This window comes from Acidobacteriota bacterium, assembly GCA_016196035.1.
Lineage (GTDB): Bacteria > Acidobacteriota > Blastocatellia > RBC074 > RBC074 > JACPYM01.
The window spans coordinates 96,977-122,151 of record JACPYM010000007.1 but is presented as its reverse complement, the minus strand read 5'-3'; the positions used below and the strand labels follow the sequence as shown (position 1 = coordinate 122,151).

General features: G+C 55.5%; 22 protein-coding genes. 12 read left to right on the top strand and 10 right to left on the bottom strand.

Annotated elements, in window-relative coordinates; all coding sequences use genetic code 11:
- Window positions 1–12 precede the first annotated feature (12 nt).
- The 5 genes from HY011_03085 to HY011_03065 all read left to right on the top strand — a co-directional run bounded on the left by HY011_03085 (window position 13) and on the right by HY011_03065 (window position 5,642).
- The gene (locus tag HY011_03085; protein MBI3421897.1) at window positions 13–528 is read left to right on the top strand and encodes a hypothetical protein; all 516 of its coding nucleotides are present in this window, start codon (window positions 13–15) and stop codon (window positions 526–528) included.
- 4 nt (window positions 529–532) lie between these two features.
- Complete coding sequence (locus HY011_03080; GenBank protein MBI3421896.1) at window positions 533–838, top strand: hypothetical protein; 306 nt, start codon at window positions 533–535, stop codon at window positions 836–838.
- A 207-nt stretch (window positions 839–1,045) separates the two neighbouring features.
- Entirely contained in the window at window positions 1,046–3,157 is a 2,112-nt protein-coding gene (locus HY011_03075) for an ATP-binding protein (protein ID MBI3421895.1), read from the top strand.
- A gap of 2 nt (window positions 3,158–3,159) precedes the next feature.
- On the top strand, window positions 3,160–4,521 hold the full coding sequence (locus tag HY011_03070; protein MBI3421894.1) for a DNA double-strand break repair nuclease NurA: 1,362 nt from the start codon (window positions 3,160–3,162) through the stop codon (window positions 4,519–4,521).
- A gap of 2 nt (window positions 4,522–4,523) precedes the next feature.
- Window positions 4,524–5,642, top strand: coding sequence for a site-specific DNA-methyltransferase (locus tag HY011_03065; protein MBI3421893.1), 1,119 nt, complete (start codon window positions 4,524–4,526; stop codon window positions 5,640–5,642).
- Between the two features lie 111 nt (window positions 5,643–5,753).
- Here the strand turns inward: HY011_03065 and HY011_03060 are convergent, their stop codons facing one another.
- The 6 genes from HY011_03060 to HY011_03035 form a co-directional block, all read right to left on the bottom strand.
- Window positions 5,754–6,164, bottom strand: coding sequence for a hypothetical protein (locus HY011_03060; GenBank protein ID MBI3421892.1), 411 nt, complete (start codon window positions 6,162–6,164; stop codon window positions 5,754–5,756).
- A 98-nt stretch (window positions 6,165–6,262) separates the two neighbouring features.
- Window positions 6,263–6,538: a septum formation initiator family protein gene (locus tag HY011_03055; protein MBI3421891.1), complete on the bottom strand. Its 276-nt coding sequence runs from the start codon at window positions 6,536–6,538 to the stop codon at window positions 6,263–6,265.
- A gap of 52 nt (window positions 6,539–6,590) precedes the next feature.
- Window positions 6,591–7,997, bottom strand: a complete 1,407-nt coding sequence (locus HY011_03050; protein ID MBI3421890.1) for a phosphoglucomutase/phosphomannomutase family protein — start codon at window positions 7,995–7,997, stop codon at window positions 6,591–6,593.
- Window positions 7,998–8,461: 464 nt separating this feature from the next.
- Window positions 8,462–8,977 (bottom strand): hypothetical protein, encoded by a 516-nt coding sequence (locus HY011_03045; protein ID MBI3421889.1) that lies wholly within the window; start codon window positions 8,975–8,977, stop codon window positions 8,462–8,464.
- Window positions 8,978–9,185: 208 nt separating this feature from the next.
- Window positions 9,186–11,708, bottom strand: coding sequence for an LPS assembly protein LptD (lptD, locus tag HY011_03040; GenBank protein ID MBI3421888.1), 2,523 nt, complete (start codon window positions 11,706–11,708; stop codon window positions 9,186–9,188).
- 95 nt (window positions 11,709–11,803) lie between these two features.
- Window positions 11,804–12,280 (bottom strand): zf-HC2 domain-containing protein, encoded by a 477-nt coding sequence (locus HY011_03035; GenBank protein MBI3421887.1) that lies wholly within the window; start codon window positions 12,278–12,280, stop codon window positions 11,804–11,806.
- A 366-nt stretch (window positions 12,281–12,646) separates the two neighbouring features.
- On the opposite strand from HY011_03035, the gene HY011_03030 reads away from it, so the two are divergent.
- From HY011_03030 to HY011_03000, 7 genes are all read left to right on the top strand, one after another.
- Entirely contained in the window at window positions 12,647–16,243 is a 3,597-nt protein-coding gene (locus HY011_03030) for a tetratricopeptide repeat protein (GenBank protein ID MBI3421886.1), read from the top strand.
- Between the two features lie 20 nt (window positions 16,244–16,263).
- Window positions 16,264–16,485 (top strand): hypothetical protein, encoded by a 222-nt coding sequence (locus HY011_03025; GenBank protein ID MBI3421885.1) that lies wholly within the window; start codon window positions 16,264–16,266, stop codon window positions 16,483–16,485.
- Entirely contained in the window at window positions 16,478–16,954 is a 477-nt protein-coding gene (locus HY011_03020) for a hypothetical protein (protein MBI3421884.1), read from the top strand. Before HY011_03025 ends, HY011_03020 begins: the two co-directional genes overlap by 8 nt.
- A gap of 202 nt (window positions 16,955–17,156) precedes the next feature.
- A complete protein-coding gene (locus HY011_03015) occupies window positions 17,157–17,378 on the top strand; it encodes a hypothetical protein (GenBank protein ID MBI3421883.1) in 222 nt (73 codons plus the stop codon).
- Window positions 17,379–17,385: 7 nt separating this feature from the next.
- Complete coding sequence (locus HY011_03010; GenBank protein ID MBI3421882.1) at window positions 17,386–18,555, top strand: aminotransferase class I/II-fold pyridoxal phosphate-dependent enzyme; 1,170 nt, start codon at window positions 17,386–17,388, stop codon at window positions 18,553–18,555.
- A 207-nt stretch (window positions 18,556–18,762) separates the two neighbouring features.
- Window positions 18,763–18,990, top strand: a complete 228-nt coding sequence (locus tag HY011_03005) for a hypothetical protein (protein MBI3421881.1) — start codon at window positions 18,763–18,765, stop codon at window positions 18,988–18,990.
- A gap of 75 nt (window positions 18,991–19,065) precedes the next feature.
- Window positions 19,066–19,383 (top strand): nuclease, encoded by a 318-nt coding sequence (locus tag HY011_03000; GenBank protein MBI3421880.1) that lies wholly within the window; start codon window positions 19,066–19,068, stop codon window positions 19,381–19,383.
- On the opposite strand, the gene argH is transcribed toward HY011_03000, so the two are convergent.
- The 4 genes from argH to HY011_02980 form a co-directional block, all read right to left on the bottom strand.
- Entirely contained in the window at window positions 19,372–20,862 is a 1,491-nt protein-coding gene (argH, locus tag HY011_02995) for an argininosuccinate lyase (GenBank protein MBI3421879.1), read from the bottom strand. The two genes, HY011_03000 and argH, sit on opposite strands and share 12 nt — an antisense overlap.
- A 39-nt stretch (window positions 20,863–20,901) precedes the next feature.
- On the bottom strand, window positions 20,902–22,038 hold the full coding sequence (locus HY011_02990; protein MBI3421878.1) for a hypothetical protein: 1,137 nt from the start codon (window positions 22,036–22,038) through the stop codon (window positions 20,902–20,904).
- Between the two features lie 135 nt (window positions 22,039–22,173).
- The gene (locus HY011_02985) at window positions 22,174–24,798 is read right to left on the bottom strand and encodes an SUMF1/EgtB/PvdO family nonheme iron enzyme (protein ID MBI3421877.1); all 2,625 of its coding nucleotides are present in this window, start codon (window positions 24,796–24,798) and stop codon (window positions 22,174–22,176) included.
- Window positions 24,795–24,920, bottom strand: coding sequence for a zinc-ribbon domain-containing protein (locus tag HY011_02980; GenBank protein ID MBI3421876.1), 126 nt, complete (start codon window positions 24,918–24,920; stop codon window positions 24,795–24,797). Before HY011_02980 ends, HY011_02985 begins: the two co-directional genes overlap by 4 nt.
- Window positions 24,921–25,175: the final 255 nt, after the last annotated feature.

Here is a 25,175-nt window from a genome sequence, read left to right as displayed (position 1 = left end):
AACAGTGTGACGATGCCGAATTACCCTGATACAAGCAAAGCGCGCGGCTATTTCTTTGCCGCGCTTGAAGTGCAGCCTTACCAGCCGAACGGCGTGCTTTTCGGGCAGTACTTGCCTGACTCTTGTGTAGCAGCATGTTGCCGAATGCTACTGGTGGATGCAGGCGTGACGGTTTCAGAAGCTGAGCTTCGCACTTGGTTGGATGATGAGAAGGGAGCCTTCATTTCAAGGGTTCCTTCGGTGCTCCAGCAGTTTGGCCTATCGGCCATTCATCAATACCGCAACGATTTGTCCTTTGACGAATTGCGGCAAGCCGTGACAACAGGTCCGGCACTGGTTTTCGTGACCAAGCCTCGTAGCAAGGCCGGACACGCTTTGCTGGTAGATCAAATTAAAGATGGGTTGGTAGCAATTCGTGATCCCTTGCCAGAATTGGAAGGCAAGGCATATCGTGTCGGCGTATCAGAATTTCTCACGTTTTGGCTGCACTCAAATGGGCGTGGCCAGGCGGCAATTGCAGTGAGGTAGAACAATGGCTTTGAACTATGAAGCGGCCCTGCGCATTGCTGAGCGCTACATCAGCGAACGCATCCTAAATTCCGCGCGCCTGTCTCGTTACGAATTCGGCGAAGTGGGATTGCAGTCCGAGAATGAAAGTTTCTGGACATTTTTAAGTGGCTCGGCGCAACTGGTTGAAGAAGGTTATGTGCCTGGCGCGGTTTATGCGTGTATCGGCAAAGAAGACGGACGGGTGTGGAGCATGGCAGAGGTTGAGCAGTTCTATTTGCAAAAAGCTGCCGCGCGCCAGACTCAACCGAATGCTGCGGCTGCGGCATGATTTACCTGACGTACTGGCTTACCAATCGTTATCCTGACAGTTCCGAACTTCTTCAACGTGACTGGCGCTTTCATCACTTGAGCAAAAATCGTTGGCCTGATCACAGGGTGTCGGATAGACTGCTTTGCGCCAGTCACTCAATGTATTGATTGCAGCCCCGAGACAAAAAGCGATTTCATCCAGTTAAACTCACAGGAGCAAGCCAGTATGCCATCTCCGCTCAACGAAGCTTTTGCCGAAGACCAAAAGAAATCATCCGTCACTCAAACCAAAGAGATATTCGGAAGACTGATTCAAAAGGCTCAATACGTCGGTGAAGTTTACTCCGTCAATTACGAAACAGCGTTGGTGCAAATTCACGATTACCATCGTCAGCAAGTGGGAGGCATTCCCAGTCTCAGCTTTTTGATTGCCACGCGCGTCAATCCGGAGGAGGACATTGACTATAAAGCCGAGGACGCGTCCGTCATTCTTTTGCGGGTCATGGATGCTGCTGCGCTGCCGAACAGTTCCGAAGCTGAACGAATCAGGGCGGAGATCGCCCAGCGCGTCAGCGGAGAGACAGATACGCATTGGGATGACCCAAGCATGATGGATGCGGCGACCAATAACATTCTCTCGTTTGCAGGCGTGAAATGCCGCGTCATCGGGACGTTTTATCTCGAACAAAATCCGCAAGTCGAAAATCGTGTGTCGCTGAGTCTGCGGTTTGGCAGCGACTTATCGAACTACTACCCCAATCGCGGGCTGAAGGTCTACAAATCGAACGGCGCGGCGCTGGGAATGATCGTCAACTATCGTGACCCGTCGCGCACCGATCAACTTTCCGACAAGTCCGTCACGGTCGGTGAAGTACGGTATGCCTCAACCAATCGGGATTTTCAGGGCGTGTCGGATGTCCCCGTCACCTTGCAGCCAGCCGATTTGCTGAGTCAAAAGACAGCGCTCTTCGGGATGACGCGCACTGGTAAATCGAACACGACGAAGATCGTGCTGAAGTCCGTCTTCGAACTGCGGTTCGATCAAGACAGGCCGTTGCGCATCGGGCAAATCGTTTTCGATCCGAATGGCGAGTATGCCAATGAGAACGCGCAGGATGTGAACAAGCAGAAAAACCCTTCGGCGATCAAAAACGTCTGGCAAGCCAATACCAATGGGAAGAAAGAGGATGTCGTGACTTATGGCATCCAGCCACACCCGAATGACCTGGGCCGCCGTTTGATGCTGTTGAATTTTTTCGAGGAAAACAATCTGCAAATCGGGAAAGAAATGATAGATAGGGCCTTGGAAAGCTACGATGTCAAGTTCATCGAAAACTTTTGCCAAGTGTCTTTTGAACAACCCCCTGAGGCCGATTGGTCAGCCCTGACCCGATACAAAAGAAAGGTACTTGTTTATCGCGCGCTATTAGTGCTCGCAGGGTTTAAGCCACCAAACGCCCTGCTACCTAGTACAGAAAAGATATTTAACGAGAACCTTCTGAAGGCGATGAATGAAAGTGAGACCAAGGACGTTGAGGCGAAAAACCGCTTCATCTCTGCGGCTAAAATACTAAGCAATAAACAGCCTTCTTGGGCACAATTGGCAATGGCTCTTGCTGGCTTGCACGAATTTATGACCACGAAAGACAGTGGCTATCAGAGATTCGCGGCTTGGTACATTAACGAAAGACCAAAAGCCTCTGGTGATTCTTGGGCTGACAAGGATTTAGAAAAGCTTCTTGAGATGTTTGCCCCTAATCGCGCCAATGGCCCTAAACAACTAGGCAAGGTCAGTAAACTTCACGCGGGTAGTACCACAACTGACTTTGCCGACGACATCTACAACGATTTAGTGGCGGGCAAGCTTGTCATCATTGACCAGTCTAGCGGCGACCCTGAAATCAACAAGTCCTCGGCGGACCGAATCATGTGGCACATCTTCCGCGCCAATCAGAGTCGTTTCCGGCAGGGTGAGCAAGCCTTACCGGAAATTCTGGTCTACGTGGAAGAAGCGCACAACATTCTTCCGGCTGGCTCTGATATGGAGATGCGGGACGTTTGGGTACGCACGGCGAAGGAAGGCGCCAAGTACCGCATCGGGATGGTATACGCCACGCAGGAAGTCAGCAGCATTCAACGCAACATTCTCAAAAACACCGCCAACTGGTTCATCGGCCATTTGAACAACACCGACGAAACCAAAGAGCTTTGCAAGTATTACGACTTTGAGGATTTTGAAGCCTCCATCCGGCGCGCGCAGGATCGCGGCTTCATCCGGGTCAAGACGCTGAGCAACCTGTTCGTCGTGCCAATTCAAGTCAGGAAATTCGAGGTCTAGCCATGCCATACGAAGGGGAGTTTGCGCAGTACAGATCGTTGCGCCGCCTGGCCGAAAGCGAAAAGGTTAAACAGTTGCTGGGCGCTTACAAGATTCGCCTGGCAACCGGCGCGACGGCTTCGCTCGATAAACTTCAGGCGGCGGAATTGCCCCTGAGCAAATGGCAGCCCGATTGGGTGCTGGCCGTTGATGGCAGCCATCATGAGGTACAGGTCAAGAACGGCTTCCCCGGCGCGGAGGCGTCCTATCTGACCATCGCTTCGGTGCTGCTGGATGTGGAAAAGATCAGGCAACTCGATCAGAACCGCCCGGTTGATCCCAAGGTCTTTCGCACGACCGAACAGGCGGAATCCATTGATTGGGCTTTTCCGGGCAGCAATGTCATTGCCGCAGGCGAGCAGTCAGCCAAAGACTCGCTCAGAAAAGCGCTCTTTGAAGTGCTGGGCGCTAAGCGCATGTCCGAAGACAGTGAGTCACTGTTGGAGACCTACGAAGCATTGCTGGCCCACAAACCGCAGAACACGCGCGAGCAGCGCTGTCCCTATGAAGACTGCCCGATTCAAGACGGGGAGTATGTGCGAGGCCAAGGCAAATACACTTGCAACTGCCAACTGAGCCAGACGCTTTACGCGACCGATGCCTTGCGCATTCACGAAGGAATGAACCCGGCAGGTACCAACGGCAAAATGTTTGCCGAGATTATGCAAGTGCTTGAGCGAGTCTGGGTCGTTCATATTCTCAGGACGCTCGAGCAGAAGAACTGGCTCTCATCATTGCGCAAGCTGGCGATCGTGATAGACGGCCCGCTGGCAATCTTTGGGCATCCAGCCTGGCTGAGTCAGTCAATTTCCAAAGAACTGACGCGGATAAATGCTCTGGTCAAAGAAGCAACTGATGGGCAGGAATTGCTGCTGATCGGAATTGAGAAGACCGGCGAATTCGTCGAGCACTTCAAGCAGTTGGACACGGATGAAGAAGGCAACTCCGGCCAATTCCCGCTCAACTCGATTGCGCTGCTGACAGATTCCTACATCAAGCAGAACATCATCTTCTCGGAAAGCCCGAAGCCGTATGGGCGCGACACCTATTTCGGCAGGAAGTTCTTCTACAAGACAAGCTCAGGAGCGCAGATCGTGGCGATGCTTCCTTTTCTGGCAGAAGCTCACGAGAATTTGAACACGGCTGAACTTTGGCAGTTCCCGCGCCTGACAGATGCCATCGGATTATTGAATCAGCTTGTCAGTTCGCGTTACCCCAATGCATTATCTCCGCTGGTTGCGGCCAATGCTGAAGCAGCCATCCCCCTCAATTTGGGCAAGAAGGTGTTAGAACGTTTGGCCAAGGAACTCATTTCAAAGAGCTAGCGATGAGCCAACACCCGTTGAACAACCACCGAACAGCCGTGGGGCGTTGGTCATGCCTCGGGCCTTACTATGCGATGTTCCCCACCGATTTTGCCTTTCAAGTTATAGAGGAGTACTCACGACCGGGCGACGCGGTGCTTGACCCTTTCGCTGGCCGCGCCTCAAGCGTCTATGCCGCCGCAGTGACGCAAAGGGAGGCTGTCGGAATAGAGATTAACCCGGTAGGCTGGCTCTACGGGCACGTCAAACTCAAGCCTGCTTCCAAACAACATGTGCTCGCGCGTGTGGAAGACATTTGGAAAATTGCCGAAGTTACCAAGCATCCACAGCTAAACCGAATGCCACAATTTTTCCGCCATTGCTACTCCCGGCAAGTGCTTAACTATTTGTTGTTCTCGCGTGATTTGCTGCGATGGAAGGAACGTGGCGTAGACGCGACGCTGATGGCGCTCATTCTCGTCAACCTACATGGCAAAAAAGACGGCTCGCTTTCAAATCAAATGCGTCAGGGTAAAGCGATGAGCCCGGACTATTCGGTGAACTGGTGGAATGAGCACGACTCGCTGCCGCCCGACATTCACCCGGTGGACTTTCTCCGCGACCGAATTGGCTGGCGCTATGCTAAAGGAACACCTGAAGGCGCACTCGGAAAAGTTTATCTTGGTGATAGCACTAAGCTGGGCAAGGCTCTAAAAAAGAAGGTAACTGCTGGGCAGCAGAAACGCTTTAACCTGTTGTTCACCTCACCGCCTTATCGTGAAATCACCGATTATTATTATGACCAGTGGTTACGCCTTTGGATGCTGGGTGGACCGGCTGCGGCCACTCGAACCGGCAAGCAATGGCAAGGCCGTTTCGCCTCCAAAGACGCTTACCGCCATTTATTGACGACCGTATTTCAGGATTGCGCGGAAGTGCTGGATGATCGCGCTACTGTCTACGTGAGAACGGATGCTCGAGACTTTACCTTAAACACGACCATCCAAGTGCTTGGGCAAGTATTCCCGCAGAAAGAGCTGCAAGTTATCGAGCGCCCGTTTCTCAAACAAACCCAGACAGCGTTGTTTGGAGATAAAGAAGAGAAGCCTGGGGAAATGGACTTGGTGCTTAGACCGCACTGACCGCTAGACCACGAAAACGGGCGTGTGTTGAGTATGGCGGAGGTCGAGCAGTTTTATATGCAAAAGCTGCCGCACACCAAGCCCAGCCAAACGCGGTCGCCGCCGCTTGATTCACTGGACGTACTGGCTGACGAAATCGAAATAGCCGCGATTCCCGCCGCGTTTTGTCCAACCCTGGATGGATTTCGCAATGCGTTTGAGACAGGCGATGATTTCGGCGTGCGTGTGCGCATCAGCCCCGACATTGACCTCACTGCCGTCCTCATTCACCAACGCCTGTTTGCCCAACCGCCAATCGCAAAGTGCTTTCACACTATCGTAGGCTTCCTGTTCGTGCGGTTGAAACTGTGGCGTGGCGATGGTGCGGCCTTGCGCTTCGGCGGCGTAAACCTTGACGAGCATTTCGACGGCGTAAAGCGCGGCGTGGTCGTTCAGCTTGGGATTTTGGCGATAGGCGGTGACGAGGGCGAATTCGATGTTTTGCAGCACGCCCATGTACTGCTCTTCAAAGGTCTCTGCCATAACGCTTCAAAAGGAAATGTCTCTGGTCAGCCCGGGTAGCCAACCAGAGACGGTACGTGGCCGGTCTGGCCTTACAGCCAGCGTGAAGTAACTCGGAATTAGCGCGTGGCGATGACGATTTCGTTAGACTTGACGAGATGCAATTGCGTCTGCGCGGCTTGTGCCACCGCCCGTGCATTGGTGCGCAATTGTTGGGTCTGCGCTTTCAGTTCGTCATTGGCGTTTTGCGCTGCGGTCAAACGATTCTGCGTGACCGCGTGTTTGGTTTTCATGGCCATCATCTGGCCACGCGAACGCGCTAGCGTGGAAACAGCCAACAAACTGACCGCCAACAATATCATTGCCAGCCAGACAGCGTTGGGAACCGTCGGCACAAAGGCTGCAAGCCGTTCACGAATGGCCGGTGAGTAGTCATTGACAGCAAGATTAACTGAGTACGTATTGGCTACCGGTTTCAAGTAACACCTCCAAATCTTCTTTCGTATGGGTTTCAGCGTAGCACCGCACCACAGGTTCGGTGCCAGACATGCGCAAGAGCATCCAAGAGCCGTCGTCAAACAGATATTTCACGCCGTCCATACGATTCACGCCGGTGACCGCGCGTCCACCAATCTGGGTGGGCGGGTCGGCTTGGAGCCGTTCAGACAAACGAGCTTTGACTTCAGGCGTCAGCTTGATGCCGCGACGGTCACTGTAAAGCGCCCCGTCTTTGGTGAAAAGTTCAGTGATCATTTCCCCCAGACTTGCACCGCGCGCCGCCACCATTTCCGCGACTAAGAGACAGGCGAGAATGCCGTCTTTTTCGGGGAAATGGCCTTTGACCGTCAGGCCGGCGCTCTCTTCGCCACCCAAAATGATCTTGTCCGCGTTGATCAATTCGCCGATGAATTTGAAGCCCACCGGCGTTTCAAAGCTCTCGCGTCCGTGCCGCGCGGCGACGCGATCCAGCAGATGCGTCGTGGCGACCGAACGCGCCACGCCGCCCGACCAATGCGGGCGCGTATCACATAAGTAATCCAACAAAATTGCCAACAAATGGTTGGCTGAAATGAACGTGCCATCGCGGTCTATGAATCCGAACCGGTCGGCATCGCCATCGGTCGAAAGGCCCAGCGCCAAACCTTTCTCAAGCACCAGCGCGCGCAGCACGGCCAGGTTGCGTTCTGAAGGTTCCGGGCTAAAACCACCGAAAAGCACGTCGCGGTAATCGTGCACGTTCGTGACTTCGCAACCGTGCCGCCGCAACGCTTCGTCCAGATAGCCTCGGCCAGTTCCCCAAAGTGGATCGTAGGCCAGCTTGAGTTTGGCCGAGGCTATCTTGGCGAAATCAATCTTGTCAGCCAGCGAATTGAGATAATCTTCCAGCGGATTCAACTCAATCGCTTTGGCCTTGCTTGTCATCGCAGGCGCTGGGGCAGAACCTGTCTGCAATTCGGCGATGCGATGTTCGATCCGCCGGGTGATCTCCGGCAAAGCCGGTGCCCCATCTGCGGTCGAGAATTTCATGCCGTTGTATTGCGGCGGATTGTGGCTGGCGGTGAAGTTAATTCCGCCGCGCGCGCCCTTGGTGCGGATGCAATACGAGATCACCGGCGTCGGCGTTTCACGGTTGGTCAGGTAGGTTTCAAAACCCAACCCGGCAAACTCCGCCGCGCACGCCGCCGCGAAATGCTCACTCAAAAAGCGCGTGTCATAGCCGACGATCATGGCTCCGCCCGCACGCTCTTCGTTGAGCACAGAGGCAATCGCCTGCGTGACCAAACGCACGTTGGCGTAGGTGAACTCTTCGGCAATGATCGCACGCCAACCGGATGTACCGAAAGTGATGCCCATTGCACCCCCTCTTTCCGTCTTCCGTAGGCAGGAAGATGGCGCTTCAATCGTCTGTTTTGAATTGTTGTGGAAAAATCAGAATCACCTGGCCGTTGCGGAAGCGTCTGCTTGCCCGCTGCTTCCGTTACCCTCACACCAAAAATGCTTGCTTCTCCTCAAGCGTAAGCAAAGTAACATAGGTCGAAAATTGAGTAAAGGTCTTATTTGGCAATGGTTTCAAGCGTGAAACTTAAAGCCATACCTAACAACTTAAATAAATGCTTTTTGCACATTGTGGAAAACTTTCCGACAGGCTGTCTGGCGGAAGCTTTAACGAGAATCAAGGCAGTTTTTGCTGCTTTCGCGTGCAGCCAAAACTGTTTCGTTTGTTTAGGCCATGCAACAAAGATAACGAACGGTCTCTAAAACGAAAGCGCGCGGCCAAAGCTAATAGCTTTGGCCGCGCGCCTATTGAAACAAGAAATTTAGGCCGCAAGTTTCTTGGCTTTAGGTTTTTTACCGACCAGCGCATCTTCAATCATCTGCTCGACTTCTTCCGTTGTCTGTTTCGTCACGTAGGAGATTTCGCGGATCAGTAAATAGCGCGCGCGGCCCATCATTTGTTGCTCCTCTGGCGAAAGCGTCTTACTTTTGCTCAACTTCGCCATCGTCTTCAGCGAATCGGCAATTTCATTAATTTCACCGGAAGCCATGCGCTCGGCATTCTTGGCGTTGCGCTTGCGGTGATCACTGGCGACCTCAATGTCCTTGCTCAAAAACTTAAGCAACTTGGGAATATCAGTCTTTTCAATCAATTTGCGCACGCCAACATCTTCGGCTTTATTGACTGGCACGCGCACCACCGTTGTTTCCTGGAAGTCTAAGGGCTGTAACTCGTAGCACTTAACCGTCATTCCACCGGCAGCTAACTCAACCACGCCGGCGACACGGCAAATGCCTAAACGCGGATAGATAACTTTGTTGCCTTCTCTGTATGTCAACGTTTGATCTCCTCACATACCGTGAAATTTTCGCATACTATAGCACGGAAATGTCGGTTTGAGGGGGGCATCTTTTTTATTTTCTGTGGTTTGCTGGCGCTGCCGCGCTAAAATCCTTAATTTACAGGGCTTTTGCCGCAGTGTGTCAAGGAACAGCGACAATGAAAGGAGTTATGAGCAGGCTATCATAAAACCAGCGCTTACCGAGTTAGCGCCGCTGACCGATGTTTTGCGTGCCAAAGGTGCCGATGCCTTTTAAGGTGAATGCAAAGATGTAACGAGTCTCATTACGCACTCCGGCGTTGAAGGTAAAGCTATTAATCTGAACGCTGCAACAATCCCAAGCCCAACCCGCCGAAGATACCAGCGCAGTCATTCTACGATAAGGCGAGCCATCGAAGCTCTTGCGCGCCGTGCCGTCAAAATACTTATTGCGCAGATCGTAAATGATGGTGAAGCCGCCATACGGGCCGCGCCCCGGATTGCCGGCAAAGGCTGAAAAGTCGAATTGGTTGCCCGGCAGGCTTGAAGGGTCATTCGTCAAGCCTTCACGAGAGTTATCCACAGCGACACGACGCGTGTAATACCAGGAATTGCTCACTTGAAAAATGCCTTTGGCAGCCCCGCCCCCAAAAACCACATCGCGCAATTGGTGGAATTCGGTGTCATAATTCAATTTTACGTCCGCGAAAAGCGTGTCATTGGGCCGCATCCGCGCACGAACGTTGAGCGGCGAGGCATTCCGTTTCAGCCCGGCGTAGTTAAATCCGGTCAAAGTCATCAACGGAAGAAATTGATTACGGGTACAGTTTGAACTGAGAAATTCCGCCTGCGTGCAGCTTTTGAACGCGCCGCCAAAGGTCGGATCAAAAAAGTATTTTTGTACAATCGTGAGGTCCAGCCATTCATGCGCCTGCGTGCTCTGGCCGTCAGCGGATGGGCGTTTGACAAAAAAACGATTCGTTACGCCGTATTCAATCTCGTTGGTGTCGGCCACGACATCGCGCTCATCTGTACGGATGGTGCGCGCAAAATCATCAATCCCGATAATACGCCGGTATTCGGCATACGGCTCGATGACGTGTTTGAACCACGGCGAATTGTCTTTGTGACGATAGACCTTGGCCAACGCAGGCGGCCGTATGTCTACGCTAACCTCGGCATAGTGGCGGAAGAGATTTGCGCCTACGACTTGCCGCTGCACCGGATCGAGGCTATCGCTATAAAACGTCGAACGCACCGCCACGGTCGGCGTCAAAGTAAACCCCGCGATGGGTTTTAACGGGAAGGTAAAGCGCGGAAAGAAATCCAGCCGCTGAACGATGGAGGGGGTTTTGAGCAGCGCTTGATCCCCGCGCGTCTCGCTGCGCCGCACGCCACCCAACGACGATTCAAAGGAGAAATAAAATGGCAGCCTATCTGAAATCTTGGTGCTGCGCTTATTCAGTTCAATCGCCGGGAACTGCCGCATCTTGACGATCTGGTCGTCTCCGACCAGACCACCATCAGGATTGCGCAGGTATTTCCCGTCGCTCGACAAAAAGCGCCCGATAAAAAAGCTCTGTTCGCCAAAAAGCGCATTGAAACTATAGGATCCCCAATTTTTGTTCAAATAAAAGATCGAACGTTCTTCCGGTGAAATGGCGGTGAACACGTTTTCGGCAAACACATTGCGAAACGTGAATGAAGAAGTGATGTTGACGTCAGCGACCGCCACAAAGCCATTCTTGAAGTAGTGCACCCCGTCAGCATAAAAGCTGGTACCGCTGGCATCATCACCCTTTTGACCGAACAACCGATCCAGCACGGTGAACGAACCGATATAAAGGCGCGAAGTCTCGTTCGTGCGCGCGCGAAAATCGAAGCCCAGCCCAACGCCGCGCTTCGAGAAAAAGTCTGTCCGAAAGAGGATGTCCGCACTACGGCCCAAGGTCTGGTAATAGGCGATGTGCGCCGTCCGCCCTTTCAAATTTGACGACCCCGTACTCGGCAGCAAGAAACCTGACGAACGATCCTTTTTATCAATCGAAATCGAAGCGTAGGGCACCCACAACACCGGCACGCCTTTCACACGAAAGAACGCGTTATAAACCTTCGCCCGATGATCCACGCGAATGCGGGCACGTTTCGCAGTGAACGCCCATTTCGGCACGCGGTCGCCACACGCCGTCAACGTCGCATCGCTCAGGTTATAGGTGTCTTCGCCCGTCTTGTCCGCGCGCGAGGCATCAATCGTCAGCACCGTGCCGTCCCGCGTGCTGCTGGTAAAGCCGGTCGGTTTGAAGATCGAACCGCGTTCGGTCTTCAAATTGAATTCCATGCGCTCTCCCACGAACTTCTCGCCGTTTTGCTCAAAGTAAACGTTGCCTTCCGCCTGGGCATCCTCGGTCAAACCATTGTAGGTAAGCCGGTCAGCGTATATGGCGATGTCACCATACCGACCGTGATAGTGGACTTCGACATTGCCAGTATAGATCGTGACTTTATCTCGCCCCTCGCCTTCTTGTTTATCGGCCGTGATCGTGACATCTTCGGTCGTGGTGGCACCGAGTTGAGCGGAAATCTTTACTTGTTGCGCAGGTTCCTGACGTTTGGCTTTGCGTTGCGCCTCAGCCGCGCCAATCGGGTTTTCGACTTTTCGTTCGGCTTGAATCGGCAGTTGCGCATAGGCAACTGGAAATGCGGCGCTGAGGGTGAAGAGGATAGCGAGGAAATACTTCGTTTGAGGCATGGAATCCGGGGCGATGAGTCACAAAATCAAAGCTGCGGGGGAAGCACAATTGTGGGAGTTCAATTCAAATTGGAACGACGCGCAGCACATCCGCCCTAAGCGCAGCGTGCCCACACGGTCGCCTTAAAAATTCTGCCGTAAAGTTCATCCGGCACATCAACCTGTTCGCTTTCTTCCAGCGATTCGCGCACGCCTTCCACCAAACGGCGGCAGCTTGCGCACACGGCAAAATGCTCGTGAAAGATGCGCTCATAAGAAGACTCAATCAGGCCATCAAAGTAATCCGAAATCAGCGCATCCAGCGTCCGGCAACTCAGCATTTCGCCCGCCGTCGTTGCGCTGATAATCCGGCGTTCGACATCGGTCATCAACGCGATCTCGCGCATCTGCGCCTCTTTCAATTCGTGGCAGGCATCAATCGCCTCGCGCACGTCATTGAACGTATGGTGGCACGGACGGCACGCCAACAGATGCTCCGCGAACGAACGCCGCGTCGGACGATCCAAATTATGGTCCAAATAATCGCTGATTAAATCTTCGAAGTGGAGATGATCCAGCACCAATTGATTCATTGCATTGAACTCCCTTACAGAATCACGCGCGCATTGTAGGGACGCGCTTCCCAGATTTCAAGCCGTGCATTCGAGCCTCACAAGACCAACGACCATTCAATTCAGGTTCAGAGTTCGCGCTTCAGCGTGTCTTCAATCTTAAACACGCTGAAGCGTGAACTCTGAACCTGAACGAACGCCATTTTGCCTTTGTAGCCCTGAATTTTGACACCGTCTGCCCGCCTCCTTATCATCGCAGCCTCTCATCGTCACTTCGCACTACGAATCAAGCAGGAGAAAGTTCATGGCGAGTTCAGTGCTCTTGCTACTTCGGCGATGTTGCGGCGTGACACGCTTCCAGCAGATTTCCTGATGAAAGGTCGGCCTATGCCAACGATCCTCGATTTTCAGATTCAGCCCTTGTCCGCCGAAAGCTATTCGCTCGCCGTTTGCGAACGCAGTTCGTCCCAGCCGCTCGCGTCCGCCACGTTCAGCCACCGCGTGGATTTCCTGACCGATTTCAGCGTGGATCGGCTCAACGCTTCAACAAAGGACGCGGCGGAACGCTTCGATGAATTGCAGAAGCTTGGGCGCGAGCTTTATCAAAAACTCTTCCTGCCCGCCGTCGAGCAGGTCTGGCACGAATACAAACAGCGCAGCGAGTTTCTGATTCTCTGTCTGCGTTTTGCCAAAGACGCGGCAAAGCTGGAAGTCTTGCCCTGGGAGACGCTGCACGACGGCGCGGAATTCATCGCCGCCGGAACCAAGACGACGCTGACGCGGCTGCCGTTGGATGTCGCGCCGCCAAGCGAACTGCCGCCGATTCCGCGTCAGTTGAAGCTCTTCGGTTTCTTTGCCAGCCCGCTCGATTTGCAAGACCACGAGCGCTTGAACGCCGAACGTGAACAGGAAATCCTGCTCGAAGCGATCAACGACCCGGCGGCTCAGGGACGCATCTCCGCCGATTTTGAAGACGAAGCGAAGCTGGAAATCCTCGCACGCAGCTTAAAAGACGGCTACCACATTCTGCATTTCACCGGCCACGGCATCAGCCCGCGCGACGGCGGCGGCTTGCTGCTGGAAGATGCGCACGGGAAGAAGCTGCCCGCCTCCATTGCCGAAGTGATGCAGGCCGTCGAGAGCGGTGTGGACAGGCTGCGGCTGGCGGTGATCTCCGGTTGCCAGACGGCGCGCACGCTGCACACGGGGGCTTTCAACGATCTGGCGCGCGAACTGCTGCGGCAGCGCGTGCCCGCCGTGATTGCGATGCAGTTTTCCATCACCGATGAAGGCGGTTTGAAGTTCGCGGAAGTTTTGTACCGGGAGATTGCCAAAGGCGTCGAACTGGAACGCGCGGTTCACGCGGCGCGGCGTGTGCTGCTTGCGGACGAAAGGTTCTTCATCAACAACGACGCGCTGGCCATCGTTTTGCTCGCGGCTGACGGCGCTTGCTTGCAGACGACCGAAGCGCAAAGCTCAGCGCCGCAAACTGAGCCAGGCGCAACCTATCTTGGCGACAGGCTAGACCCGCTGGCGCACGGCTTTTATGGCCGTCGCCGCGAGTATCGCAAGCTTCGTGATGCCTTGCTGCATCAGGATCAGCGCGCCGTCATCATTCACGGCATCGGGGGCATCGGCAAGACGGCGCTGCTCACCCACGCCATTAATCGTTTGCGCCCACGCTTCAAAGACGTGATGAGCTTTGATTGCCGCCGCGCCGCGCTCGGGCCGGAAACGATTCTGCTGGAACTGCATCGTTACTTTGCGGCGCAGGGAAAGCCGCAACTGCAATCCTTGATCGGGCAGAACCTGCCGCCGGAAACGTTGGCGAATGAAATCGAGAAACTGCTGACCGAGTGGCCGCTGCTGATCGTCTTCGATAATTTTGAATCGCAACTTGATGAGCGGCGCGAATTCATCAACGAAGATTTGCGCGTCTTCCTGACGACGCTGGTGCGGGCGACGGCGACGGGCAGCCGGTTTCTGTTCACGACGCGGTATCTGTTCGATCTCGACGGCGAACGGCTCGGCAATTTGCAGGAGTTGCCGCTCGGCGATCTCAGCCGCCCCGAAGCTCTGATGCTGATGCAGAAGCTGCCGAATCTGGCGCAGGCTGCGTATCGTGACAAACCGGCGGTGCTGGAAAAGTTCGGCGGTCATCCTTACGCGCTGGTCACGCTGGATCGGCATTGCAGCCATCAGCCGCTCGACCAAGCCTTGCAGGACGCAAGTTTGCTCAAGTCGGAACTGCGCGAATTTCTGGCGATTGAATTGAACTATCGGCGATTGTCCGACCGGGCGCGCGAACTACTCACCCAGCTTGCTGCATTCCAGCAGACAGTGCCCACCGATGCAGCGGAATGGATGATGGGCGAAAAGGTTTCGCAAGCTGATGAAGTCGATCGGATTCTTGCATCGCTCGACCGCAACAAATTGCCCGTTGAATGGAACCAGTGCGATGATGCTGCGTTGCGGGCGCAAATTGAAAAGGAATTGCCGGAACAGAGGTCAACGCTCGAACTCGCCAACGAGATCCGCGAATTGATCGAATGGGGGTTGGTCACGCCCGTCAGTGAAGACGGTCAAATGCGCGCGCTGTCGGTTCACAGTCTGGTGCGCGATTTTTGTTGTGGTCAACATTTGCGCGAAACATGGCGCGAACGATTGCGGGACGCCGCAAAGTTCTTCACAAACCATACACTATTGACTCGAAAGGAAGATAAAACCCCGGCCGACGTGTGGAGCGAGATGGAAGCATTCAAGTTGCTAATGGAAGCCGAAGAGTTCGAAGATGCCACGTGGTTACTGGCAAACGCACACTCGCTACTTGAGAACTGGGGCTTCAACCGTTTTGTTGGAGAACAATTTCGGCGATTATCAAGCAAACTAGATAGTGATAGTGACGTGCTGGCTACTTTTTTACACCATCAGGCCAGGACGATGCTGGATCAAAACGAGTACGACGCGGCCTTAGAGCAGTTTCAACGCTCAGTGAAGATCGCGGAGAAACAGGGTAATCAAGCAGGTGTGGCGAGTTCGTTGCTTCACATTGGAAATATTCATCATGATCGCTGCGAGTACAAGGCTGCCTTGGAGCATTATCATCGTTCGTTGGCGATCAGTGAGGGCTTAGGTCATCAAGCAGGTGTGGCGAGTTCATTGCAGCAGATTGGAATCATTCATCAAGAGTGCGGCGAGTATGGTATGGCTTTGGAGCAGTACCGGTGCTCACATGCAATCCGAGAGGAGTTGGGTGATCGCGCTGGTATGGCTAGTACGCTGCATCAGATTGGGACGATTCATTTCTATCGCAGAGATTACGGATTGGCTTTGGAGCATTATCAGCGCTCGCTGGCGATTAGTGAGGAGTTGGGTCATCGAATTGGCCTGGCTGGTACGTTGTATCATATTGGGATTATCCATCACGATCGCGGCGAATACGATGCGGCTTTGGAGCATTATCGGCGTTCTCTAGCGATTACAGAAGAGTTGGGTAATCGCCCTGGCCTGGCGAGGTTGCTACATGAGATCGGGATGATTCATCAAGAATGCGGTGATTATGGATTAGCTTTGGAGCAGTATCAACACTCACTGGCGATCAATAAGGAACTTGGCCGTCGCGAAGGTGTAGCGATTTCGCTCTGTCAGCTTGGCCAGCTCTTCACCGAAATCGGGCGATATACCGAGGCCTTCCTGATGTTACTGAACGCGCAGACGATACGTCTTGAACTGCAATCTCCGAAATCTCCGCACGCGCGGATTGTGGTAAATAATCTCATAATGCTTCGCGTAATGTGGGGCGTGAGAAATTTTGATGCGGCGTGGCGTGAAGTAACTGGTGGAGAAGTATCTGATGACATCAAAAAAGGCACAGATGACATCAAAAAAGGCGTAGGAATTCGCGGTATTCTGAAGTTGCTATGGAAAAGCGTAAAGCAAGCGATTAGCCAATTTCGCAGCGCCTTCAAAGGCAAGATGTCATGAGCGACGAAGGACAGACAGGAATGGCAAAACTCATCAAGATTAAATGCAATGGCGCGGGGCAGCACATCAACGACGTGGATTTAGACCGCGCGCTGGAAGAAGCAGTGGTGTACAGGGGCGCAGAGGCGCGGCTGCAAAATTTGCCGGAGCGCGTGACGTTGCGGTGTCGCGCGTGCGCGGAAGGCCGCATCGTCATCACGCGCCCGATGCTCGAAGAGATGCTGGGAGCAGACCATGCCTGACATCCAAACCGACCGGGCCAACCCATCCAAGCAGGCTGAAGTCATTTACCAGAGCGCGCCGTCCGAGCCGGATGATGATTTCTGGCTGGAGCAGGCGAACAAGCTGATCGTCGAATCGTTGCCGGCGGTCAGGGCAGCAGCCGCGTCGCTGATGACCGGACTGGGTGCATTGCAGGGCATCTACCTCGGCATGCTCGGCTTTGCGAAATTCGTCCCCGAAACGGCGGAGTTGTGGATGAAGGCGCTGTTCCTCGCGCCGCTGCTGTGCTGGATGCTGGGGCTGTACCAATGCCTGAAGGTGGTGAAGACCGAAGAACTGCGCCTCTATCGCCACGCGCCCGCTGACATTCGCCATAAGCTGGGCGAGTTGGCCAAAGAGAAACAGCGCGAACTCGAGCTGGCGTTTTACTGGATGCTGGGCGGATTGCTGGCGGCGTTTGTGTTGGTGGCGTTGCGGATGAAGCTGTGAGTTTGGAGTTCACGACCCGTTCAGAGTTCACGCTTCAGCGTGTCTGGGCGCTTCAAACACGCTGAAGCGTGAACTCTGAACGGGTGACTCTGAACTGGTCGCCAATGTGGCGGAATCGCCGGGAAGCGGTTGGCGGAATGCAGCCTAGCCGGTAGAATCCTCGCTCCCTTCAACCAACAATCCCGAAAGGAACAACAACTAGATGAGTGTTTTCGATAGCAATGATTTGTTGAGTTTCAAAGGTGCGGCGCGCGAATACGACGTGCCCGTCACGACGCTGGAACTGGCTGCCGAAGAGGGCAATCTACGGGTGATCGAACAGGACGGTGCGCGCTGGCTGCCGCGCCCGGCGCTGGAACAATTCGTCAAACGCACGGTCAAACAGGGCGCGGGCACGCGCGTGGTCAGCAGGCTTTCGGCGTAAGAATCCGATGAAAGAATTTATTTCCCGCAAAGCGGCTCTGTTCACCGAATCGGTCATTCGCGAAATGACGCGCCAGGCGCAATTGCACGGTGCCATCAATCTATCGCAAGGTTTCCCTGACTTCCCCGCCCCGGATGAACTGAAGCAGGCGGCCTGCGACGCGATCAATGCCGACATCAATCAGTACGCGGTCACCTGGGGGTCAAAACGTTTTCGTGACGCTATCGCGGCCAAGACCAAATGGAATCTGGGGCTGGACGTTGACCCTGACCGCGAAATCGTCGTCACCTGCGGTTCGACCGAAGCGATGATCGCCACGATGCTGGGCACGGTTGATCCTGATGAAGAAGTGATCGTGTTTGAGCCGTATTATGAAAACTACGGCCCGGATGCGATTTTGACTGAGGCGAAAGTGCGGTATGTCACGCTCCATCCACCGAATTGGAGCTTTGATCCGGCGGAATTGCGCGCCGCGTTCAACGCCAACACCAAAGCCATCATCATCACCAATCCGCACAATCCGACGGGCAAGGTGTTCAGCTACGACGAGCTGCGTTGTATCGCCGATCTGTGCATCGAATTCGACGCGTTTGCCTTTACGGATGAAATCTACGAACACATCTGGTATCCCGCTGCGACACGCGACGTGCGCCACATTGCGATGGCGACGCTGGACGGGATGCGCGAACGCACGGTGACGATCAATGGCATGTCCAAAACCTATTCGGTGACGGGCTGGCGCGTGGGTTATGCGATCGCGCCGCCCGCCGTGACCGACGCGATTCGCAAGGTGCACGACTTCCTTACTGTGGGGGCCGCCGCGCCGTTGCAGGAAGCGGGCGTACACGCGCTGAGCTTGCCGCAGAGCTATTACGACAAGCTGCAAACGACCTATCTGCAAAAGCGGGATTTTCTGCTGGGCGTGTTGGAAGAGGCGGGCTTTCGTTGTTACAAACCGGATGGGGCCTATTACATCATGACCGACATCTCCAGGTTCGGCTTTGCCAACGATGTCGAATTCACTAAGTATCTGATCAGTGAAATCGGTGTCGCGGTCGTCCCCGGCAGCAGCTTTTACAGCCAGCCGGAATTGGGTGCGCAACAAATCCGCTTCTGTTACTGCAAACGCGAAGAAACCTTGCAGGCAGCGGCGGAGAAGCTGCAAAAGCTCAAGTAAAGCATTAAGCCGCAAGCGGATGGAGCGCCAAAATTATGTTCTCTTCAAAATGGAATTGGGCTTGACGCTCCTACACGCTTGTGGCAAAAATGACAGCAATCTGACTGTTGATGGGGTGAGGACATCAGCAGTTCCGAGCCGACCCGAAGGTCCCAAGCCGGACGGTCGGCTCTTCTATTTTCGTGCATGGGAAAGGAGTCGCAGTTTATGCCGAACCCAAAACACGCGGTCACTGAAGCCGAGCCATTGCCGCCGGTGCGCCGGGCCTACATTCCGCCTGACCTAACGTATGAAACGATGTCGGAGATGGGGCGCGAGCTATTCGATCTAAGTCAGGAGTATGCGGCTTCCGGTGAAAAGCTTTATACCGAAGAGGAACTCGAACGGGAGTTGAAGCGCAGGAAGGGCGGATATTATCCCGATGACGACGAATAAACAGCCAACCGTCGTAGATTCTTCCGTACTATCAACGCCATCGCTGGGAAAGACCCGGCGCGAAAGCTGCGGGCGTTGGGGATTCTCGCGGATACAACCCGCGAGTTCGTTGCCACCAAATTTCTGCTGCTTGAAGTGCTTGCGATTCCAACCAAGTATCGGTTGACCAGGGAGTTGAATTTCTACAATCGCTTTTTTAACAACGTCGCCATCTGGGTTGACGAAGCGTCACTCATTCAACCTGCGCTCACATTGGCTTGCCAATACGGGATCGGCGGGATGGATGCGTTGCACCTCGCTGCCGCCATCGCGGCGAAGGCGGATTTCATCTCCGCCGAAAAACCGACCAAGCCCTTTTACCAAGCTTACAGCCACACCTTCTCAATCTATTGAACCGGCTGCACGCGCCGCCTTCAATTCCTGCCGCACCTGCTCCGGCGCCGTCCCGCCAATTGCCCGTTTCCCCGCCAGCGAAGCTTCCAACGAAATCGCCTCAAACAAATCAGCCTCAAACAGCGGCGAAAATTGTTGGCATTCGGCCAGCGTCAATTCGTGTAACTCCCGGCCCTGCTGCATCGCAAAAACCACGATGCGCCCGATGACTTCGTGGGCCTTGCGGAATTCCAAGCCTTTGCGCACCAGGTAATCCGCCAGGTCCGTCGCGTTGGTGTAATCGCTGATCGCGGCGGCCCGCGCGCGTTCGGCATTGAATTCGATGTTGCGTAACACCGTCGCCGCCACGCGCAAGCTGCCGTTGAGCGTATCCAGGGTGTCAAAGAGGGCTTCTTTATCTTCCTGAAAATCTTTGTTGTAGGCGAGCGGCGTCCCCTTCGCCAGCGTCAGCAGCGCGGTCGAATGGCCAAAGACACGGGCCGCTTTGCCGCGCATCAATTCCAGCGAGTCGGGGTTTTTCTTTTGCGGCATCAGGCTGCTGCCGGTGGCAATCGCATCGCCCAATTTGATAAAGCCGAACTCCTGCGTCGAATAGATAATCAAATCTTCGGCCAGCCGCGAGAGATGCATCATCGTCAGCGCCGCCGTGTGGACGAATTCGATCACGTAATCGCGGTCACTCACAGCATCCAGGCTGTTGCGCGTCACGTTGTCGAAGCCAAGCTCGGCGGCCATCCATTCACGATCAACCGCGAAGTTCGTGCCTGCCAACGCCCCGGAACCGAGCGGCAACACGTTCACGCGTTTGCGCACATCGCGCAGCCGGTCGCGGTCGCGCGCCAGCATTTGGAAATAGGCTAGCAGGTAGTGCGCGAACAGCACCGGCTGCGCCTTCTGCAAATGCGTGTAACCGGGCAGCGGAGCGTCTTGATACTTTTCCGCCAGTTCAATCAACGCGCGTTGCACATCGCACAGCAATTCAGCGGTGGCGTCAATTTCGCCGCGCAAGAATACGCGCGTGGCGACGGCCACTTGATCGTTGCGGCTGCGGCCTGTGTGCAGTTTGAAGCCCGTTGGGCCAATCAATTCGACGAGGCGCGCTTCGATGAAGCTGTGGACGTCTTCGGCGTCGGCGAAGTTGGGATCGTCGAGGGTGGCGGGATCGGCAAAGGTTGCGCCGATTTGTTGCAGGCCGTTGACGATGGCCGCGACTTCATTGTCTTGCAACACGCCTGCTTGGCCGAGCGCCTGGGCCTGCACGGCGCAGGCTTGCAAATCGGCGTGCAGCAGGCGGCGATCAAAGCGGAAACTGGCGTTGTAATAAGCGAAGAATGCGTCGGTCTCGCCGGTGAACCGGCCTCCCCAAAGGCTCATTGTTTTGTGTATTTCTACCTGGGTACGCACGCTTCGTGAGCGTGCGGGCGTGGCGTCAGACCGATTCATGCTGAAAGGAAATTCTCCGGCTTGATTCCGTCTCATGCCACGCCTGCACGCTCACGAAGCGTGCGTACCCAGGGTTTAGCGTGTCTTTTTCGTAACGTAAGTTTGCAGCAACCTGACGATCAAATCCGCCTCCGCGCCGTTCTTTGAAGCGGGCGAGAATTGAATGACGAGGCGCGCCATCGTTTGCACCACAACGACCGGCGCGACGGGCAGCCGTTCGAGCTTGCTGACCTGTGCGCCTTGCAACGTCGAGATCGTTTGGTTCGGATTGCTGACATCGGCCAGCACAGCCTTACCTTCTTGCACGCGCAACCAGGCGGTCTTCGGGTCTTCCCAAACAAAACCGCCAGGTGTGCGTTTGGGCCGCCGCCACTGGCTGTCGTATGAAACTTTGAACATGCCCGCGCCGCCCAGTTTGATCGCCTGTTCCATCTGGCTCACGGCTTTGGCGGGGTCGTTCTTGTAGTAAAGATGCAGCACGCCCAGCAGTTCATACGCGCCCGGTTTGGTGGCGTCTTCGGCGATCAGTTCATCGAGCTGTTTGATCGTCTCGTCCACGCTGGCCGTTTCGCCCGCTTTGAAGCGGCCTGAAATCAGTTGCAGGCGCGCGCTATACGCCGCTTCCGTCATGCCGGTGCGCATGACTTTCAGCGAATAAGCGCCCAGCGCTTTTTTGTCATCGGTCGCGTTCAGCACGCGCACGCGATATTCGCCATCGGCGGGCACAGTGCCGGTGGGCGTATCGAAGCGGTAATCGCCCGTCATCGAATCTTTGACGATGGGCAATTCGGCGCGCGCTTGATCGTAAACATGCAAACTGAGCGGAGTGCTGTCCGGTTGAAACTGAATCATCAGCAAGTCGGACGCCTTCGCCGTGAGCACGTATTCGTTGTAGTAATGCCCGGTTGCCAGGCGGCCTGTGCCCGGTGCTTCCAGGCTCGCGATCACCGGCTGGTTGAAGGTCAACGCGGGTGTGCTGGCCGGACGGCGCGTTAGCGCTGAAGGCTTGCTCTCGCTGGGCGCATTCGTGCCGGCAGTCGTGCCAGGCGCAGGTTTCGGCGTGCTGGGCTTGCCTTTTGGCGCGGGCGTAGGTTTCGCTTTCGGTTTGGTGGCCGGCGGCAAATCGCCGCTGCCCTGCGCGCTGGCTGACAAGGCCAGAAAAGCTGTCAGCGCAAAACTCAAGGTCAGACGATAGAGTTGCGGTCTTTTCATACGCTTTGCCTTTGGGTGGTGGCTCAACTGGGAGAGTTTGTAGTCCCGGCTTCAGCCGGAAGCGTCAAGCGCTAAGCTTTCCGGCTGAAGCCGGGACTACAAACTCTCCCCTCTGAACCACTATCTGCCTTTGAACTATTTCTGCGGCGCATCCTGGGCGCAGCGGAAACCGGTTTGTTTGTAATCCAGCGGCGCGCCTTCGGGCATATCGTTACGGGTGGCGGGCCAGCCGCGCCGGTACGTGGCGGTCGCCAGTTTTGCCGAACAGCCGTAAGAGCAGCCGCGAATCACTTTCAAATTTTGATAGCCTTCGGGAATCGTCACCGGTTTTCCCCCGGCATATTCTTTGTAATCGCTCGCCGTCCATTCCCAGGCATTCCCCACCATATCAAACGCGCCATAAAAACTTTGCCCGCGCAAATAGGTGCCGACGGGCGCGAGCTGACGTTTGTCCGCTTCATCTTTGGCGACGTTTGCCAAATCGTCGGCCCAGGCGCTGCCCCACGGATACACGCGGCCATCTGTGCCGCGCGCCGCAATTTCCCATTCCTCTTCGGTGGGCAAACGCTTCTGCGCCCACTTGGCGTATTCGTTGGCGTCCGCCCAGGTCACATCGGTCACGGGCAATTTGTCAGCGCCCACCGGGTAGCGTTTGCCCTGCCAGAAAGGCGGCAACAGATAACCGGTCGCCTCGATGAATTTAGCGTACTGTTCGTTGGTGACTTCGGTCTGATCAAGGTAAAACGGCGCGACAATGAGCGAATGCGCGGGCCGTTCGTTTTCCTCGCCGTCCTCGCGCCCGACTTTGAATTCGCCACCAGGGATGTAAACCATTCCGGCAGGCACGACGGGCGCGTTTGCAATCGGCGTGTTGGCGGCGACAGGTGCGGCCGGCGTCGCGGGTTTCTCGACCACCAGCGGTTTGTTGTCCTTTGTCAAAAACGCCCAGGCCGCAATGGCTCCGGCCAAAGCAATGGCCGCGATCCCCATCAACAGGACTTTTTGTGCGCCGCTCTTGGAAGCCGTGTGAACGATGGTGCTGGCGACAGCGGACTGCGGAATCTCGATGACCGGGGCAGCGGCGAACGCGGCGGCTTTGGCCGCAGGCTTATCTTTGCCTTTCTTCTTTTCTTTCTTTTCTGAACGCGCGCCACTCTGGACAGTTTTGGTTTCGGTTTGTGCTTTGGCCGCTGGCGGAACGGCGGGGGCCTTCGCATCGAGCAATTCCGTACCCTCGAAAACCTGCGCCATGGTGGTAAATGGCAGCGGCATGCTTTCGGTGGCACTGGCGCGCGGTTCCGCGTTAGGTTCGGGGGCGGCAGGGATCATCGTCGCATAGGCATCGCGCACCGGTTCCGGCGCGGGCGGCGCTGGAATCATCGTCGCATAAGCATCACGCGGGAGCACTGACGCCGCCAATGGCTCATCGGTGAAGATCGTATCGAAGGAAGCGGCGGCTGATTCAGCACTGATGTCCGTTCTGAACTTGTTTTCGGTTTCGGCGCTGACCGTGGTTTTGAAATCATCTGCTGTCCCATCCTCTGCCACATACTCTGTCATGGACGGCAACACAGCCGTCAGGCGCGGAGCCGGTGCCGGGGCTGGCGGCGCGGCGGGCGCTGGCGCTGCTTCGGTAACAGAGGTCTTAAAATTGTCGCCTTCATCATCGTCCTTTGGATCACCCTTTGACATCACCAGCGTCGCCCGCGTGCCCTGCACCTCATCCGTGCGCGGCGTTTCGATGTTGATGGCTTTGGTGCCCGCTTGCAGCGGACGGCCGAGCAAGGATGTGGCATCAGCCTGTTTCAAGGCAGCGGCAAAAGCGCGCGCGAGTTCCAGCATGGATTGCGGACGCGCTTCGGGCGTTTTTTCCAAGGCGTGCAGCACGACGGCTTCGACTTCGGGGGGCAACCCCGGCTGTAATTCGCGCAAGGGGCGCGGCGCTTCGGTGACGTGCTTGATCGCCACGGCGGTGGCTGTTTTGGCGACGAAGGGCATGACGCCGGTCAACATCTCGTACATCACCACGCCCAGCGAATACACATCCGACCGCGCATCGGCGTCTTCGCCCTGGCATTGTTCGGGCGACATGTAATTGGGCGTGCCGATGACGGTGCCGACGTTGGTCAGATTGTTCTCGACGCTCAACGTGTCGAGCGCTTTGTCGCGTAATTTGGCGATGCCGAAATCCAGAATCTTGACGTGATCGCTGTCTTCGTCGTGGCTGAGCAGGATGATGTTGTCGGGCTTGATGTCACGGTGAATGACGCCGCTGCGATGACCGGCTTCGAGCGCGGCGCAAGCCTGCCGAATAATGCTGTACGCCCGCAAGGGATCAAGCGCACCCTCATCCGCCAACACCTGCCGCAGACTGCGCCCGTTGAGCAGTTCCATCACGATGTAGGCAATCTGCCCCACCGCGCCGCCATCATCTTCGCCAAAGTCGTGGATCACCACCACGTTCGGATGATGCAGCATCGCGGCGGCGCGGGCTTCGCGATAGAAGCGCTGGCGCGTCTTCTCATTGCCGACCACATCCGCGCGCAAGACTTTCACCGCCACGGCATCGCCGATGTGCGTGCGGCGCGCGCGATAGATTTCCCCCATCCCGCCGCTGCCGATCAACTCGCCCAGTTGATAACGTCCGCCCAACAGACGGCCCGCCAATTGACCTGGTGCGGGCGCCATGTCAGCGCCACCTGTCGTCGGGCCTGTCGCGGCGGCCTGGGTTGCACTTGGTTTTCCGGCTTCGTTATTCATTGATTCATTGGACTCATTGGACTCATTGGACTCATTGGACTCATTGAGTTCACAGACATTCCACAATCCGGGCACTGGCTCGCGCCCGCACTCACTTGACTGCCACACTTGCTACAAAACATTGCGCTGATTTGAGAGATAAGCTTTGACGCTTTGCCTGAGCGCCGCTCTTGGTCAACTCAAACAATGCGGCAGATGAATTCGGTCTCTGAAAACCTGGCGCATTCAAAGGCTGCCCAATTGAAAAACGCGCGCAGTCTAGCACAGCGCTCTAGCGGTGGCTATTGCGCGAAAACGCGCACGGCACGCCAATCAGGGCTGCCAGCAAAGTTTGCGCGGGCGGCCTTGAGTCGTCAAAAAGTTCGGCGCGGCTGAAA

Bases quoted from the DNA above. Each gene is read 5' to 3' on its own strand.
- HY011_03070 (MBI3421894.1), top strand. From the start codon at position 3,160: ATGCCATACGAAGGGGAGTTTGCGCAGTACAGATCGTTGCGCCGCCTG.
- HY011_02980 (MBI3421876.1), bottom strand. From the start codon at position 24,920: ATGTTTTGTAGCAAGTGTGGCAGTCAAGTGAGTGCGGGCGCGAGCCAG.
- HY011_03060 (MBI3421892.1), bottom strand. From the start codon at position 6,164: ATGGCAGAGACCTTTGAAGAGCAGTACATGGGCGTGCTGCAAAACATC.
- HY011_03085 (MBI3421897.1), top strand. From the start codon at position 13: ATGCCGAATTACCCTGATACAAGCAAAGCGCGCGGCTATTTCTTTGCC.
- HY011_03030 (MBI3421886.1), top strand. From the start codon at position 12,647: ATGCCAACGATCCTCGATTTTCAGATTCAGCCCTTGTCCGCCGAAAGC.
- HY011_03065 (MBI3421893.1), top strand. From the start codon at position 4,524: ATGAGCCAACACCCGTTGAACAACCACCGAACAGCCGTGGGGCGTTGG.
- HY011_03050 (MBI3421890.1), bottom strand. From the start codon at position 7,997: ATGGGCATCACTTTCGGTACATCCGGTTGGCGTGCGATCATTGCCGAA.
- lptD (MBI3421888.1), bottom strand. From the start codon at position 11,708: ATGCCTCAAACGAAGTATTTCCTCGCTATCCTCTTCACCCTCAGCGCC.
- HY011_02990 (MBI3421878.1), bottom strand. From the start codon at position 22,038: ATGAAAAGACCGCAACTCTATCGTCTGACCTTGAGTTTTGCGCTGACA.
- argH (MBI3421879.1), bottom strand. From the start codon at position 20,862: ATGAGACGGAATCAAGCCGGAGAATTTCCTTTCAGCATGAATCGGTCT.
- HY011_03075 (MBI3421895.1), top strand. From the start codon at position 1,046: ATGCCATCTCCGCTCAACGAAGCTTTTGCCGAAGACCAAAAGAAATCA.
- HY011_03010 (MBI3421882.1), top strand. From the start codon at position 17,386: ATGAAAGAATTTATTTCCCGCAAAGCGGCTCTGTTCACCGAATCGGTC.
- HY011_03025 (MBI3421885.1), top strand. From the start codon at position 16,264: ATGGCAAAACTCATCAAGATTAAATGCAATGGCGCGGGGCAGCACATC.
- HY011_02985 (MBI3421877.1), bottom strand. From the start codon at position 24,798: ATGAATAACGAAGCCGGAAAACCAAGTGCAACCCAGGCCGCCGCGACA.
- HY011_03015 (MBI3421883.1), top strand. From the start codon at position 17,157: ATGAGTGTTTTCGATAGCAATGATTTGTTGAGTTTCAAAGGTGCGGCG.
- HY011_03005 (MBI3421881.1), top strand. From the start codon at position 18,763: ATGCCGAACCCAAAACACGCGGTCACTGAAGCCGAGCCATTGCCGCCG.
- HY011_03020 (MBI3421884.1), top strand. From the start codon at position 16,478: ATGCCTGACATCCAAACCGACCGGGCCAACCCATCCAAGCAGGCTGAA.
- HY011_03035 (MBI3421887.1), bottom strand. From the start codon at position 12,280: ATGAATCAATTGGTGCTGGATCATCTCCACTTCGAAGATTTAATCAGC.
- HY011_03080 (MBI3421896.1), top strand. From the start codon at position 533: ATGGCTTTGAACTATGAAGCGGCCCTGCGCATTGCTGAGCGCTACATC.